General features: G+C 55.2%; 9 protein-coding genes and 3 tRNA genes. 6 read left to right on the top strand and 6 right to left on the bottom strand.

Annotated features, from left to right (window positions below):
• Positions 1-161: 161 nt before the first annotated feature.
• Both csdA and csdE read left to right on the top strand, forming a co-directional pair.
• The gene (gene csdA, locus IP582_RS20430) at positions 162-1367 is read left to right on the top strand and encodes a cysteine desulfurase CsdA (protein ID WP_193796321.1); all 1206 of its coding nucleotides are present in this window, start codon (positions 162-164) and stop codon (positions 1365-1367) included.
• Positions 1367-1816 (top strand): cysteine desulfurase sulfur acceptor subunit CsdE, encoded by a 450-nt coding sequence (csdE, locus tag IP582_RS20435; RefSeq protein WP_039077094.1) that lies wholly within the window; start codon positions 1367-1369, stop codon positions 1814-1816. Before csdA ends, csdE begins: the two co-directional genes overlap by 1 nt.
• On the opposite strand, the gene tcdA is transcribed toward csdE, so the two are convergent.
• Positions 1801-2613, bottom strand: coding sequence for a tRNA cyclic N6-threonylcarbamoyladenosine(37) synthase TcdA (gene tcdA, locus IP582_RS20440; protein WP_039077095.1), 813 nt, complete (start codon positions 2611-2613; stop codon positions 1801-1803). The genes csdE and tcdA overlap by 16 nt on opposite strands.
• Positions 2614-2833: 220 nt before the next feature.
• Positions 2834-3931 (bottom strand): murein transglycosylase A, encoded by a 1098-nt coding sequence (gene mltA, locus IP582_RS20445; RefSeq protein ID WP_193794285.1) that lies wholly within the window; start codon positions 3929-3931, stop codon positions 2834-2836.
• A gap of 204 nt (positions 3932-4135) precedes the next feature.
• On the opposite strand from mltA, the gene IP582_RS20450 reads away from it, so the two are divergent.
• From IP582_RS20450 to IP582_RS20460, 3 genes are all read left to right on the top strand, one after another.
• Positions 4136-4212: transfer RNA gene (locus tag IP582_RS20450), tRNA-Met, on the top strand.
• 45 nt (positions 4213-4257) lie between these two features.
• Positions 4258-4334 (top strand) — tRNA-Met (locus IP582_RS20455).
• 44 nt (positions 4335-4378) lie between these two features.
• Positions 4379-4455: transfer RNA gene (locus IP582_RS20460), tRNA-Met, on the top strand.
• A gap of 156 nt (positions 4456-4611) precedes the next feature.
• On the opposite strand, the gene amiC is transcribed toward IP582_RS20460, so the two are convergent.
• Positions 4612-5865, bottom strand: coding sequence for an N-acetylmuramoyl-L-alanine amidase AmiC (amiC, locus tag IP582_RS20465; protein ID WP_072039691.1), 1254 nt, complete (start codon positions 5863-5865; stop codon positions 4612-4614).
• Between the two features lie 226 nt (positions 5866-6091).
• Between amiC and argA the strand changes: the two genes are divergently transcribed.
• Positions 6092-7423, top strand: coding sequence for an amino-acid N-acetyltransferase (gene argA / locus IP582_RS20470; protein ID WP_039077099.1), 1332 nt, complete (start codon positions 6092-6094; stop codon positions 7421-7423).
• 39 nt (positions 7424-7462) lie between these two features.
• On the opposite strand, the gene recD is transcribed toward argA, so the two are convergent.
• From recD to ptrA, 3 genes are read right to left on the bottom strand one after another with little or no spacing between them, the layout of a single operon-like run.
• Entirely contained in the window at positions 7463-9295 is a 1833-nt protein-coding gene (recD, locus tag IP582_RS20475) for an exodeoxyribonuclease V subunit alpha (RefSeq protein ID WP_193794286.1), read from the bottom strand.
• Positions 9292-12837, bottom strand: a complete 3546-nt coding sequence (gene recB / locus IP582_RS20480; RefSeq protein WP_193794287.1) for an exodeoxyribonuclease V subunit beta — start codon at positions 12835-12837, stop codon at positions 9292-9294. Before recB ends, recD begins: the two co-directional genes overlap by 4 nt.
• Positions 12830-15718 carry a pitrilysin gene (gene ptrA, locus IP582_RS20485; RefSeq protein WP_193794288.1) on the bottom strand — a complete coding sequence of 963 codons (2889 nt, stop codon included), beginning with the start codon at positions 15716-15718 and terminating at the stop codon, positions 12830-12832. Before ptrA ends, recB begins: the two co-directional genes overlap by 8 nt.
• Between the last annotated feature and the right edge of the window lie 13 nt (positions 15719-15731).

Raw genomic sequence — 15731 nt, forward strand, 5'->3', positions numbered from 1 at the left:
AAACCTCAATAACTGACAGGCTTAAACATCCATCTAACAGTAATTAGCATAACCTGCTTACAGAAGGTTGCCTGGACAAACAGACAATTCCGATGGTTATCAACCTCCTTGCTCCGGGGATGAATTTGCGCGACGATCAACAGATTGATACGAGGAATACCATGAACGCTTTCAACCCGGCGCAGTTTCGCGCCCAGTTTCCCGCGCTCGCCGATGCCGGTATTTATCTGGACAGCGCCGCCACAGCGTTAAAACCGCAGGCGGTCATCGATGCAACGCAGCAATTTTATAGCCTGAGCGCCGGTAACGTTCACCGCAGCCAGTTTGCCGAAGCGCAAAAACTGACAGCGCGTTACGAGTCTGCCCGCGATCAGGTGGCGACGCTGCTTAATGCTCCGTCGGGGAAGAACATCGTCTGGACGCGCGGCACCACCGAAGCCATCAATATGGTGGCGCAAAGCTACGCGCGCCCTCGCCTGAATGCCGGGGATGAAATCATCGTCAGCGAAGCCGAGCATCATGCCAACCTGGTTCCGTGGCTGATGGTGGCAGAACAGACCGGCGCACGCGTGATTAAGCTGCCGCTGGGAGTGGATAACCTGCCGGATATCAGTCAATTACCACAGCTCATTACTCCACGCAGCCGCATTCTCGCTCTGGGGCAGATGTCGAACGTCACCGGCGGGTGTCCGAACCTGGAGCAGGCTATCGCTATTGCGCATGAGGCTGGCATGGTCGTGATGGTGGATGGCGCACAGGGGGTCGTGCATTTCCCGGCTGACGTTCAGCGTCTGGACATCGATTTTTATGCCTTTTCCGGCCATAAGCTGTATGGCCCAACGGGCATCGGCGTGCTGTACGGTAAATCGTATCTGCTGGATGCCATGTCACCGTGGTTAGGCGGCGGCAAAATGATCACCGAGGTGACATTTGACGGTTTTCAGACGCAGCCTGTGCCGTACAAACTTGAGGCCGGTACGCCAAATGTGGCCGGGGTGATAGGCCTCGGCGCGGCGCTGGAGTGGCTTAACGGTGTTGATATCGCCCAGGCGGAAAGCTACAGCCGTGGCCTGGCGACGCTTGCCGAAGACGCGCTCGCAAAACGGGCGGGCTTTCGCTCTTTCCGCTGCCAGGATTCCAGCCTGCTGGCCTTTAATTTTGAAGGCGTACACCACAGCGATATGGTCACTCTGTTGGCGGGTTATGGCATTGCCCTGCGGGCAGGGCAACATTGCGCACAACCGCTGCTGGCGGCGCTTGGGGTAAAAGGGACGCTACGCGCCTCTTTCGCACCCTATAATACCCAACATGATGTGGACGCGCTGGTTGACGCCGTGGACCGCGCCTTAGATTTACTGGTGGATTGATGATTAATGCCGCATTTGCCGGGCATCCCTTTGGCCATTCCATTACCGAAGAGACGCTACGTCAGACCTTTCTTCCTCTTAAACAGTGGGAAGATAAATACCGTCAGCTAATTTTGCTGGGCAAACAGTTACCCTCGCTTTCCGACGAACTGAAAGCGCAGGCGCGAGAAATCGCAGGCTGTGAAAACCGTGTCTGGCTGGGGTGTACAGCCGCAGAAAACGGCGCGCTGCACTTTTTTGGCGACAGCGAGGGTCGAATCGTTCGCGGTATGTTGGCCGTGCTGCTGACGGCCATCGAAGGCAAATTGCCACAGGTCTTGCTGGCAGGCGATCCGCTGGCACTCTTTGACGAACTGGGATTGCGCGCAGAGCTAAGTGCTTCACGTAATCAGGGGCTGGCGGCCCTGGCGGCCGCCGTGCAGGATGCCGCACGTCAGGCGCTTGCCTGACGCTCCGCTTTTGCCATCATTTTTTTCAGTGCATGGGACACCGCCACAAAACCAAAGGTGGCGGTCACCATGGTCGCGGCGCCAAAACCTGACGCACAATCCATCCGTTTTGGCCCTTCTGCCGTGCTTTTCATCGCGCACACAGAGCCATCTGCCTGCGGGTAAACCAGCGCTTCGGTGGAAAAAACACAATCCACGCCCAGTTTGCCTTTGCTGTTTTTGACCACGCCAAAATCGCTTTTGAGGCGCTCACGCAGTTTTGCCGCCAGCGGATCCTGAATGGTTTTTGCCAGATCGGCCACCTGGATTTGCGTCGGATCGATCTGTCCGCCTGCGCCGCCTGTGGTCACCAACGGGATTTTATTGCGACGGCACCAGGCGATCAGCGCCGCTTTCGGGCGCACACTGTCGATGGCGTCAATCACATAGCTGTAACCAGCCCCCATATGCTGGGCGACGTTATCGGCCGTCACGAAATCGTCAATCACGGTAACGCGACACTCCGGGTTAATCAGCGAAATACGCTGCGCCATCACTTCCGCTTTTGCCAGACCAACGTTGTCACGCAGAGCGTGAATCTGCCGGTTGGTATTGGTCACGCAGACATCATCCATATCGATCAATGTAATAGCGCCAATTCCTGTTCGCGCCAGCGCTTCGGCAACCCATGAACCGACTCCGCCGATGCCAACGACACAGATATGCGAATCGGCAAACAGTTGTAGCGCTTTTTCACCGTATAAACGCGCCGTGCCGCCAAAACGCTGACGCCAGGCATCGCTGATTACCACAGACATAAGACCTCAGATGTAAAAAGGGTGAGGTTTATCCCTCACCCGTGATGTTGCTGACAACCCTGGAGCGATGAAGTTAGGGAACTCCCCGGTGGCGCTTCGCTTACCGGGGCTACAAGCCCGTAGATCGGGTCAGGCGCTTGCGCCGCCATCCGGGGCACTCTCCGGTGGCGCCACTCCATAAATCCATTATTTTTTAATAACCAATTTTAGCGTATCACATTCAACCGCTAAAGACGTTACCCGTCCCCGGCGCGGTTTTCAGCACCCACACGCGACCATAATGGTTGTACCACCCGGCACGGTGACCGGCCTCCGGGCCAATCCCCTGATAGATATCGAAGTGCTGGCCTTTAATGGCGCCGCCAACATCCAGCGCCACCATCAGCCGTAACTCATACTGACCGGTAAATTTGCCATTCGCATCAAGCAGCGGCACTTCTGCCAACAGTGTGGTGCCCGCCGGGATAATACTGCGATCAGATGCTACAGATGCGCGACCAATCAGCGGTACCGCACTCGCCCCTTTCACCGGTGCGTAGGATTGCGGTTTAAAGAAGACAAATGACGGGTTTTCTTCCAGTAAGGCACGCACTTCCGCTTCACTGTGGGTTTCACCCCAGTGGCGGATTGCCTGCATCGACATGTCTTCTTTTTTATACTCGCCCCGGTCGATCAGCACTTTACCGATACTGCGATAGGGATGACCATTTTTGCCAGCATAGCTAAAGAAGTTCAGCGGGCTACCGTCGCCAAAATCAATATAGCCGCTCCCCTGAACGTCCATGATGAAGTTATCCATCAGCGAATTGCTATAGGCCAGCACGTAGCTGTCGCTCAATGCGCCCGCGTAAATCTCGGCGCGGGAAGGCAGACGCCCGCGTTTGGGCGGCATGCGATAAATTGGATACTGGAACTCGCCCTGGCGGGTATGGCGCGCCTGCACAACCGGCGTGTAATAACCGGTGAACTGGACGTTACCGTAGTTATCCGCCCCTTCCATCTGCCAGGCATCAATACCGTACTGGCGCATCGTGCGGGTATCGCCTCCGGCCCGCAGCCACTGCTGTACCGCGTTATAAACGTTGCTCTGTCCTGAATAGAGGCGCGGAGAAGCGCTGCGGATTTGATTTACCTGCTCGGCAAAGTCGCCCGCGTTAATCGGCGCGCCAGTCGCATCAGGCTGGTTTACCAGAGAGAAAGGCTGGGAGAATTTCCCGTCCTTATATTGTTGACCACGATCGGTCGGCTTTGAAGTACAGGCGGCGAGAAGTGCTGCCATTGCGCCTGCGAGTAGATATTTTGCCCAACGTCCTTTCATTTCTCTCATCTTCTGGTTAATCCGGAGCGTGATGAAGATAACAAACCGCCCCTGCGAATGAAATGCGATTGCGCAACCTGCCGCAAATGCAGTACAAAAAATACTCTTATCGTACTGTTTTTATACAAATGTCGCGCTAATAAGCTATTCCGTTAAAAAAGGGTTGCATCAAAATGTTAGCGGAGTATAGTGCGCATCCACGGACGCGGGGTGGAGCAGCCTGGTAGCTCGTCGGGCTCATAACCCGAAGGTCGTCGGTTCAAATCCGGCCCCCGCAACCAATTAAAATCAGAAGTAAATTTACTCGATGGAAGAGTAAACGCGGACGCGGGGTGGAGCAGCCTGGTAGCTCGTCGGGCTCATAACCCGAAGGTCGTCGGTTCAAATCCGGCCCCCGCAACCAATTACAATCTGATGCACATTTACTCGATGAAGAGTAAAGACGGACGCGGGGTGGAGCAGCCTGGTAGCTCGTCGGGCTCATAACCCGAAGGTCGTCGGTTCAAATCCGGCCCCCGCAACCAACATATTAAGCACCCTCAAGGGTGTTTTTTTGTTTTTATTCTTCACCCTTCAGGCTGTGCCATTGTTGGCTGCCCTCATTCACCCCAGTCACGTACCTTTGTTCGCTCCTGGGGATTTATTCCGTTGCCGCCTCGAATAAAATACTGACTAAAACACTAGCCTCTTCTTGCCAGCGTTGCGCCATCGGCAAAGTACGCCTTAATCCCTGCAAGAATCGACTCCGCCACCTCTTGCTGGAATTTCGCCGTCTTAAGCTTACGCTCTTCTTCCACGTTACTGATAAACGCCGTTTCGACCAGAATCGATGGAATATCCGGTGCTTTCAGTACCGCGAACCCGGCCTGCTCGACACTGTTTTTATGCAGGTTGTTAACATTACCCAGCTTGTTGAGCACCGCTTTGCCAAATTTCAGGCTGTCATTAATGGTTAATGACTGCACCATATCGAACATCGTATGGTCGAGATAACGATCCCCGCTCTTGCTAACCCCACCGATTAAGTCGGAGGCATTCTGCGTTTCCGCAAGGTATTTCGCCGCCGTACTGGTCGCCCCTTTGGTTGAGAGGGCAAAGACCGACGAACCGCTCGGCTGGCGGCTGCTAAAGGCGTCCGCATGAATGGAAACAAACAGATCGGCGCGCTGCTTTTGCGCTTTGGCGACACGCACTTTCAAGGGGATAAACACATCCTCATTGCGTGTCATGTAGGCTTTCATATTACCTTCCTGCTCAATCAGCGCGCGCAGGCGACGGGCAATTTGCAGCACCACATCTTTTTCGCGGGTCCGGTATTTCCCGATGGCGCCTGGATCCTCACCGCCATGGCCAGGATCCAGCATAATAACGATCGGCCGATCCCGCCCCGCTTTGCCCGGTTGTGGCCCGCTTTGCGCAGGCGGCACCTGTTTTTCCAGGTCGCCCTGGTTGTACTCTTCCAGAAGCGCGAGCAGCGGATCCTGAACATCTTTCGCATTCGCCGGATAAAGATCCATTACCAGGCGTTCTTTAAACCCTGCCACCGGCGCAAGGGCGAAGAGCTGCGGTTTAATATCCTGCTTAAGCTCAAACACCATACGCACCGTTTTTGGATCGAACTGCCCAACGCGCGCAGATTTGATAAAAGGATCATCGCCGCGAATTTGACTCCCCATCCCTTTCAAAACGGAGTTCAGGTTAACGTCTTCAATATCAACAACCAGCCGATCCGGATTGCTGAGCGCAAACTGGCGATATTTCAGCACACGGTTAGACTCAACGGTCACGCGAGTATAGGTTGACGCAGGCCAGACGCGCACCGCCACCACCTGACTGACGGCGGCAAGACCGACCTGACTCACGCTCAATAACCACATAGCGCCCGCCCCTTGTAACAATCGGCGGCGGCTCAGCCTTGATTGACTTCCCGACATGCTTCTCCCGAGCAAAAAAGATGAAATACTAAGTAAACGTCAGATTTGACCGAAAACTTTAACGAATGACGCATAAACTGTCATCTATAAAAGGGTAAACATACACAATCCATGCAATGGCACGCAGGAATTATTCTTTGTCTAAGGCGAATTTATGGCTTGCACCCAGCGCCATAAAAGAATAAAAATACAGAATTTACGAATAATCATGCAGTGAGGGTTGGCCGTGGTAAAGGAACGCAGAACCGAACTGGTACAGGGATTTCGCCATTCTGTTCCCTATATTAATACCCATCGGGGAAAAACGTTTGTCATCATGTTGGGTGGCGAAGCCATTGAACATGAAAACTTTTCCAGCATTGTCAGCGACATAGGATTACTCCACAGCCTCGGTATTCGCCTGGTGGTGGTGTATGGCGCACGTCCGCAGATTGATGCCAATCTTGCGGCGCATAATCACGAACCGGTGTATCACAAACATACCCGTGTGACCGATGCCAAAACGCTTGAACTGGTGAAACAGGCCGCCGGTCTGCTGCAACTGGATATTACCGCTCGCCTCTCCATGAGTCTGAACAATACGCCATTGCAGGGCGCGCACATTAACGTGGTGAGCGGCAACTTCATCATCGCCCAGCCGCTGGGCGTGGACGATGGCGTTGACTATTGCCATAGCGGACGTATCCGTCGTATCGATGAAGAAGCCATCCACCGTCAGTTAGACAGCGGCGCGATTGTGCTGCTCGGCCCCGTTGCGGTGTCTGTCACTGGCGAAAGCTTTAACCTCACCTCGGAAGAGATTGCGACACAACTGGCCATCAAACTGAAAGCAGAAAAGATGATTGGCTTTTGTTCATCGCAGGGCGTCTACAACGAAGATGGGCAGATTGTCTCCGAGATGTTCCCGAACGAAGCCCAGTCGCGGGTCGAATCGCTGGAAGAGCAAGGCGATTACCACTCCGGAACAGTACGTTTCCTGCGTGGCGCGATGAAAGCCTGCCGCAGTGGCGTTCGCCGCAGCCACCTGATCAGTTATCAGGAAGATGGCGCCTTATTGCAGGAGCTATTCTCTCGCGACGGTATCGGTACGCAGATTGTGATGGAGAGCGCGGAACAGATCCGTCGTGCCACCATTAACGATATCGGCGGCATTCTTGAGCTGATTCGTCCACTGGAGCAGCAAGGTATCCTGGTGCGTCGTTCGCGCGAACAACTGGAGATGGAGATCGATAAATTCACCATCATTCAGCGCGATAATCTGACCATCGCCTGTGCGGCGCTCTATCCGTTCCAGGAAGAAAAAATCGGCGAAATGGCCTGCGTAGCGGTACATCCGGACTATCGCAGTTCATCGCGCGGCGAGGTGTTGCTTGAGCGCATTGCGGCCCAGGCAAGACAGATGGGTCTGAGCAAACTCTTTGTCCTCACCACCCGCAGCATCCACTGGTTCCAGGAACGCGGCTTTACCCCGGTGGATATCGATTCCCTGCCGGAAAGTAAAAAAGAGATGTACAACTATCAGCGGCGTTCAAAAGTGCTGATGGCAGATTTGGGCTAAGTTGCCCCATAGCCCTCACCGGCGGGTGAGGGCTATGTTCTACAGCGTTTCAAAAATGGCATTCAGCCCGCTTCGCCGTTCGGTACGCGTGGCAATGGCCTGCGCCAGTATGCGTTCATCGGCATACAGCGACAGGCGTTTTTTCGCACGGGTAATCGCGGTATAAACCAACTCTCTCGTTACCACTGGCACAATCTGGCCTGGCAAAATCAGTGCCGCATGATCAAACTCCGAGCCCTGCGATTTATGCACCGTCATCGCCCAGGCGGTATCATGTTCCGGTAAACGACTGGGTTGCACCGATTTCAGACTACCGTCAGGTAACGGGAACCAGACACGAATGCCCTGCCCCTGATCGAGCGCAATCCCAATATCGCCGTTAAACAACCCCAGCGAGGCGTCATTACGCGTGATCATAACCGGCCTTCCGTGATACCAGCGCGCATGCGCCGGGCGGGTAATCCGTCGCTGCCGGACCAGCGCCTGCTCAATACGATCGTTCAGCCCACTCACGCCAAATGGCCCTTCACGCAATGCGCACAGCAGTTGATATTCGCCAAAAGCGGCGAGGACCTCTTGCGGCTGCGCGCCATCGCGTACCAGCCCAAGAAAATGACCATAGCCTGCCAGCGCATCATCAATCATGCTCTGATAGTCTTCTGCACTTTGCAGGTGCTTGTTTTCGATATCGCTAAAGCCCTGGCTCAGCACCGCGCTTGCCGCCGTTTTATCACCACGGTTAACCGCCGCCGCCAGTTGCCCGATACCCGAATCGCTGCCGAAGCGGTAACTTTTTTGCAGCAGGCACAGGCTGTCACGTAGCGCACTGGCCGAAGTGCCTTCTCCTGCGGGTACGGTTGTTCCTGTTATCCGCGAGAGCTGCGCGGCACGCTCTGGCGTAAACCCTTTATTGACCCAGGCGCAAATGTCTCCGAGTACCGCACCGGCCTCTACGGACGCCAACTGGTCTCGGTCTCCGAGGAATATCACCCGGGCATGTTGCGGCAGTGCATCAATCAGCCGCGACATCATCGGCAGGTCAATCATCGAAGCTTCATCCACCACCAGCACATCCAGATGCAGTGGATTGCCAGCGTGATAACGCAGCCGTTGGCTACCGGGCAGCGCACCCAGAAGACGATGCAGGGTACTGGCTTCATCAGGCAGCGTCGCCTTTTGTTTGTCAGTCAACGGCAACTGGCGAAGCGCCGCTCCCAAAGATTCCGTCAGCCGAGCGGCTGCTTTTCCGGTTGGCGCGGCAAGACAAATGCGACAGCGTGCGCCATCAGCCATTTGCACCAGCGCGGCAAGCAGCTTCGCCACCGTCGTGGTTTTCCCGGTTCCAGGGCCGCCCGAGATCACCGATACGCGGCGGGTAAGCGCAACCGCCGCTGCCACCTTCTGCCAGTTAATGTCATCCGAAGGCTGAAACAGGTCATCCAGCGCCTGCCGCAGACGGTTTTCATCTACCTCCAACGGTTGATTAACTTTGGCAAAAAAGGCGGCAATACTGCATTCGTTACACCACATACGGTTCAGATACAGTCGTTCACCCACGAGGATCATCGGCGTTGCCACCTCCCCCTCACTCACCGCAGGCGAGGCCAGTAACGTTTTTCGCCAGTCCGCCGGATAACCGGCTTCTTCATAAAGAGAAGCCAACAGCGGATGCGCTCTGGCGGGCAGGTTTTCGGGCGCTAAACGGGAAAGGGGCAGGCAGACATGCCCTTCTCCGGCATCAAAGCTCAGTATTGCCGCTGCCAGCATTACCGCCGGTTCATCATCGCTGGCCACGGTCAGGGCGAATTGCACATCCAGCGGACGCAAGATTTTTAGCTCTACGGCCTGTTGCAGTAACGTACGCAGTCTCATTGCGCCACCTCCAGCGTTTCCCCGGCAAACAGGGCATCCATCTGGCTTATCAGTGCCGCGTCAGGCCGGGTGGTAAAGATCCCCTGCTGCGAATTATCGGCCTCGACGCCACGCAGGAACAGGTAAATAACGCCACCAAAGTGGCGCTCATAATCGTACCCGGCGATGCGGTGGCGCAGGTAACGATGGAGGGCAAGTGTATAAAGCTGATACTGCAAATCGTAACGGTGAGATTGCATGGCGGCAGCCATTGCCTCGCGGGTATAGGCCTCGGCGGATTCTCCCAGCCAGTTAGATTTATAATCCAACAGGTAGTAACGCCCTTCGTGGCGGAATACCAGGTCAATAAACCCTTTTAGCATGCCGCGCACCTCGCGAAAATCCAGCGGTGGACAGCCGGCCGACAACGGATCGTACTGGCGTATCAGCGCATCGAGCGCCCCGGCTCGCAGGTTTTGGGCAATCGGGATATAAAACTCCATCTCTACCTGCTTTTCCTTTGCCGTTAACTGATGCAACGACGCCCCCGTATCGGCCAGGGGAACGTGAAGGATCGTGTCAATCCATTCGCTGATGACCGGCTGCCAGTGCTCTTCAAAACCGCCGCGCTGGAGTTTCTCTGCCACCCAGGCTGGGGCAATCGGCTGGGTGAAATCCAGATCTTCAAACAGGCTGTGTAAGAACGTCCCCGGCGAGGCGCCGCGTGGGAACTGATGCGGCGTCAGCATTGGCTCAGCCAGCAGATCTCGCTCCCCGGCGGCATCAAGGTCCAGACGCGGCAATAAATCCTGCGCAATGCCATGCGCACGCTGTTGCAGCCCGGAATAACTGGTCACGCGCCAGTCATCACGTACGGTTCGCGTCATCTGGCGGGCCGTTAACGCCTGCACCACGTCTTGCGGCGCCTGCCAGCGAACACTGTCCGGCACATCGGGCACACAAAGGGCGATATTATCGTTACACAGCGACTCGACGCAGGCACGAAGCCCCTGCGCATCGCGAGGTTGTCCCTGCTGAATAAGCCGCCCCAATGCGTTGAGATGGAAATCGCTGTCACCCGTTTTCTCACCGCGACGACGAGAAATAGGGGCAATCCCCAGACTGCAATGCCAGACCGAGCGCGTCAGCGCCACATACAGCAGACGCAGATCTTCCGCCAGGCGTTCCGTCTCCGCCAGTTCAATGCTCTCCTCGGCTTTGCTGAGGTCCAGCACTGGCGCAAACGACGTGCGGTCGTGGTAAAACGCCTGATCCTGAACGCGGAAATTGGCAATAAAAGGCAGCCAGACCAGCGGGTATTCCAGCCCTTTCGATTTATGGATGGTGACGATTTTCACCAGATGTTTGTCGCTTTCCAGACGCAACTGTTCACTCGACGAATTCGCATCCGGTTCGGCGATATGCTGTGCCAGCCAACGCACCAGCGCATGTTCGCTCTCTACCTGTGTGCCTGCTTCCTGCAGTAATTCACTCAGGTGCAAAATGTCCGTCAGACGGCGTTCGCCACCCGGCGTCGCCAGCAGGTTTTCCGCCACGTGGCGCGCACTCATCAATGCACGCAGCATTGGCATAACGCCGCGCTTAAGCCACATGTCCCGCCAGCCAGCAAACTCTTCTACTATCGCATCCCAGGCGGCTTCGTCCTGGTTAAGCGTTTCGATATCCAACGCACTCAAACCGAGCATGGAGGTCGCCAGTGCGCTACGTAACGTGTTTTCACGTTCCGGCGCCAGCACCGCCTGTAATAGCCAGAGCAGCTCCTGGGCCTCCGGGGTATCAAACACGCTGTCACGGTTAGAAAGATAAACCGAGGGGATATTAAGAAGACCCAACGCATCGCGAATCAGTGACGCCTCATGGCGGCTACGAATCAGCACGGTAATATCAGAAGCTTTTACAGGACGAGTCGTTTTTCCCTCATGCAGCAACGCCTCCCCCTTCTGCCCGGCTATCAGCCAGTCGCGGATTTGCGTCGCGCAGAGTTCAGCCATAAAGGTTTGATAATCCCCGACGCCGACACCCTCGCTTTCCATCAGCCACATCGCCATTGCTGGCTGTTTTTCTCCTTTTATCGTAAACCGCAGCGACTGGTTCTTCGCCGCCGATTTCACTGGCTGGAAAGGTATTTGCCGAAACATAAAGGCGTTGTCGGTCTGGCTGAAAAGCTGATTAACACTCTCCACCATTCCCGGCGCGGAACGCCAGTTGGTATCAAGGGTATAGCGGGCGTTTACTTCATCGCGCGCTTTCATGTAGGTAAAAATATCGGCCCCGCGAAACGCGTAAATAGCCTGTTTCGGATCGCCTATCAGAAGTAGCCCGCTTTCCGGCTGGTGGTGCCAGATACGACGGAAAATACGATACTGTTGAGGGTCGGTATCCTGAAACTCATCAATCATGGCGACCAGGAAACGGGTGCGGATCGCCGTTGCCAGCGCCTCGCCACTCGCGCTTTGCAAGGCGCTGTCCAGCCGACTCAACATGTCGTCAAAACCGAGTTCGCCACGGCGACGCTTTTCTCTGGCCACCGCTTCACGGATTTCGCGCATCGCGCTGGTTAGCATCAAATCGTTGAGCGTCAACGGTGCATTCAGTAAGGTTTCAATCGCCTCGAAAACCGTATGTTCCGGTACCACACCGCCCTCTTTGGTCCGCTCACGCAGGAACGATTGCGCAAACTTTTCCAGCGCTTCCGGTAACTGATAACTACAGGTCGTCTCATTGGCCCAGGCGCTGATCTTCTCGATCCAGCGAGCCTGGTTGGTACGATTGAATTTTTGCCGCATGATCCCGGAGCCTTCAATTAGCGGCCCCAGTTCGTCCACGGAGGCAACCCACTGCTGCTTAACGCTATCGATCTGCTCAATGATTTTCTGATGGCGACTCTCCAGCGTTTCATCCGCTGGCGGTGCGGCTTTGATTTGCGGCGCTTCACCCTGCAAATAGCGGTCGATGGCTTTGAGCAAATCATGCGGGCCTTTCCACGACTCGTGAACCACCTGTGCCAGATCACGCGGCAAGGGGTAACAGTGGCGACGCCAGAAGTCTGCGCAGGCCTGGTAGCGCAGCAGTGACTCGTCTTCGATCAGTTGCTGTTCAAACAGCATGCCGGATTCAAAGGCATTGAGGCTAAGCATGCGCTGGCAAAAGCCGTGGATAGTAAAGACGGCCGCTTCATCCATCTGCCGTTCAGCGAGCATTAGCCACTGCGCGGCCTGTTGCTTATCGGTGATCTCGCGCAACAGGCTGGCATATAACGGGTTGTCCGTTGTTTCGCGCAAACAGGCGATGCGAAGTTCATGGATATTGCTGCGAATGCGACCGCGAAGTTCTTCGGTGGCGGCCTCGGTAAAGGTCACCACCAACAGCTCTTCGACGTTTAAAGGGCGTGGAAAGGCGGCATTGCCGCCTAAACCAAGTAGCAGCCGCAGGTAAAGTGCGGCGATGGTGAAGGTCTTACCGGTGCCCGCAGAGGCTTCAATCAGGCGCTCGCCGGTTAGCGGCAAGCGGAGTGGATCAAGGGTCTCAGCGGTTTCACTCATTTTTCTCGCTCATCAGGGGTAAAGATTGCTGCAACGCGCTGACGCTGTCCCAGACTTTCCACCCTTCGGGCTGAGCGTACTCCGCTTTCCCACTTTGGCTTCCGGAAATCTGTGACAATACCGCCATGCCCTGCGGCTCAACCACCGCCTGATGGAAGAAATCGGCAAGTTTCTGCGGCGTCAGCAGTTTTATCTGAGCCACTACTTTATCACGTGAATCGAAGCGCATATTGCCCCGATCAAAATCTTTACTGAGTTTTGAGGCTTCTTCGCCCAGCGTCTGCGGCGCCTGCTGGATTTGCGCGATAACCCCTTGTTGGATTTGCGCAAATTCTTCCGGCTTCATGGCACGCAGCTTCTCTTCCGCGGTGGGGAAGAAGGCCTTATAACGCTCCCACAACCAGGCAGGCTGCTTGCTGTTGCTCTGTAATAAGAACCCCATCCCCCACTGACGGCCAATGCTCATTGGGAAGGCAAACACCGCATAACCAAGCTGCTCTTCGGTACGCAATTGGTTATAAAACCACGGCTGGATGATCTGCCCGAGCATTGCGCTATAAGCCGAGCTGGTGTACTCATCGAACCCTGACGGAACAAACACGGCGGCCAACGCGGAATCGGTGCTGTTGCCTGCTTTTTCGAATATCACCGATTGCGGTTTGTCGATCAGTACCTCTTTGTTGCGGCACCATTCGCTGCCTTTCGCGCTCAATTGTTCCTGAACGCTATGAGCCAGGTCTTTAGCCTGCTGGTCGGTAAGGTTCCCCACCACCAGAAATTCAGGACGCGCATTGGTTTTCAGTGCATCACGATAAGCAAGAATGTCATCCAGTGTGATTGACGGTAGCAGCGCACGACGGTCTTCTCGCTGAAAGTAAGGCACCTGAGAGAGCATCTGGACTGGCATGATAGCCTGATCAAATGCTTTGCCTTTATCCGCGGAGTCCATCATTTGCGCATACCAGGATTTCGCCTGTTCAAGTTGCTCTGCAGTCGGCGTATAGCTGAAATATCCCGCCAGCAACGCCTGGAACAACTGCGGCAAACGCTGGGTATACCCGTTGGCGTTGAGCATCAGGCCATTATTGGCATTGGTTGAGAAACTGATGCCGCCTGCCGCCGCCTGATTACTTAACTGGTCCAGCGCGATCCCCGCCAGATAGTCGTTCAGCGCGAACATTACCTGGTTTTTCGCGCTATCCATCGCTTTTGGATTACGCAGTACCACGCTCACATCCGCTTTCGGTTCGTTCGCGAAATAGCGGCTCGGCATGTAGACCACCCGCAGGTTTGGCTCGTCAACGATCAGCTCCGGATCAGTGTACTCTTTCGCCGGTTTGATCAGCGTAAAGTCATCCGGAATATACGGATTAAGTTCGGGAGTTTTCAGCGTAATTTCGGCCGACTGCTGCTGCCACTGTGCAAACAGTTGCGGGGCGATTTTATTCACCTGATACGGCGCGTCGACAAAATATGCTGTTTTGTCATGTGGCTCAGTAGGGCTGATATACCAGATACGGGCATTTTGCGGCGTCATTTCATCCAGACGTGCCTGCACGGCTTTGGCGTCGTACTGGTCGGCAATATTTACCGAATCCAGTGTATGCGCCACCGGCACGCGGATCATGGTGTCCGCCAGCCATTCCACGTATCCCATATCACGCGTAATCGACGGGTAGCGAAAATCGAGATCCAGAATGTGCGCCAGTTCGTCAAAATAGCGCTTATCCACGCCCTTCTCGCGCAGCATGGTGAGATAGCTAAAAATAGCCGCCACCACCTTATCACGGTTGGCCTGGCCTTTATCCGTCAGGGTCGCAGAGATAGCCAGCACACCGCTATTTCCGTTCACGACCGGGTCAGAATCTGCCCGGATACCTTCTGCCAGCCCCTGTTTTTGCAGCCAGTCAGAGAGCGTTCCCGGGCTACGGTTACCGATAAGATAGGTGATCAGCTCATCCGTTTTGCTACGAAATTGCGCGGTGTTGTTATCAATGCGAAATTCAACGCGCAGCACCTTGCGCGGCACCGCCGGAACGTAGTGAATAATGATGCCCTTTTGCGCATCGGTAACTACCGGCACATCGATAGTTGGACGTTCAATGTTTTTATTCGGCACCCGGCCAAAGGTATCAACGGCAATTTTCGCCAGCTCCGGCAAAGGACGATTACTATAAATCACCGCTTTCATCAGATTGGCAGAATAGTATTTTTCGTGAAATGCGAGCAGCGCTTCGTGCACCGGACTACCGGGCTTATCACTCAGCGTTTCGAGGTTACCACCAGAGAAGCGTGCGCCAGGGTGCGCCGGGTTGATGGTCTCCGCGCTCACCTGCGCCATACGCATCCCGTCACGGGTACGCGCCATGGTCAACTCTGCATTGACAGCGTTACGCTCGCGATCGGCATATTTTTTCTCAAGCAACGGTGCGGCAATCGCATCAGCAAGTCGGTCAACGGCCCCTTCCAGCGCGTTATTTTCCACTTCCAGATAAAACGCGGTGCGATAAGGAGCGGTGCTGGCGTTATGGCTACCACCGTGCATTTTCAGAAATTCGGAGAGGCTATCCGGCTGCGGGTATTTTTTCGAGCCCATCAGAGACATATGCTCAAGATAATGGGCAAGGCCAGGATGCGCGGCGGGATCTTCAAGGGAACCTACCGGGACGACAAGTGCAGAAAGGGATTTTACCGCCTGGGAATCGGAAACCAGCAGAACCACCATGCCGTTGTCGAGACGAATCGCCTGATACTGGCGGGTATCTTTATCGCTCTTACGAATAGTTTCCTGTATCGGCTGCCAACCATTATCTGCCTGACTGTACGACGCCCAGAGGGCAAAGAACACAACGAAAGCTTTTAACCAGGTGCTGCGGGGCATTCACGAACCTCAT

Source organism: Citrobacter sp. BDA59-3 (assembly GCF_015167655.1).
Taxonomy (GTDB): domain Bacteria; phylum Pseudomonadota; class Gammaproteobacteria; order Enterobacterales; family Enterobacteriaceae; genus Phytobacter; species Phytobacter diazotrophicus.

Coding starts and splice junctions, on each gene's coding strand:
- csdA (WP_193796321.1), top strand. CDS start 162: ATGAACGCTTTCAACCCGGCGCAGTTTCGCGCCCAGTTTCCCGCGCTC.
- csdE (WP_039077094.1), top strand. CDS start 1,367: ATGATTAATGCCGCATTTGCCGGGCATCCCTTTGGCCATTCCATTACC.
- tcdA (WP_039077095.1), bottom strand. CDS start 2,613: ATGTCTGTGGTAATCAGCGATGCCTGGCGTCAGCGTTTTGGCGGCACG.
- mltA (WP_193794285.1), bottom strand. CDS start 3,931: ATGAAAGGACGTTGGGCAAAATATCTACTCGCAGGCGCAATGGCAGCA.
- amiC (WP_072039691.1), bottom strand. CDS start 5,865: ATGTCGGGAAGTCAATCAAGGCTGAGCCGCCGCCGATTGTTACAAGGG.
- recD (WP_193794286.1), bottom strand. CDS start 9,295: ATGAGACTGCGTACGTTACTGCAACAGGCCGTAGAGCTAAAAATCTTG.
- recB (WP_193794287.1), bottom strand. CDS start 12,837: ATGAGTGAAACCGCTGAGACCCTTGATCCACTCCGCTTGCCGCTAACC.
- ptrA (WP_193794288.1), bottom strand. CDS start 15,718: ATGCCCCGCAGCACCTGGTTAAAAGCTTTCGTTGTGTTCTTTGCCCTC.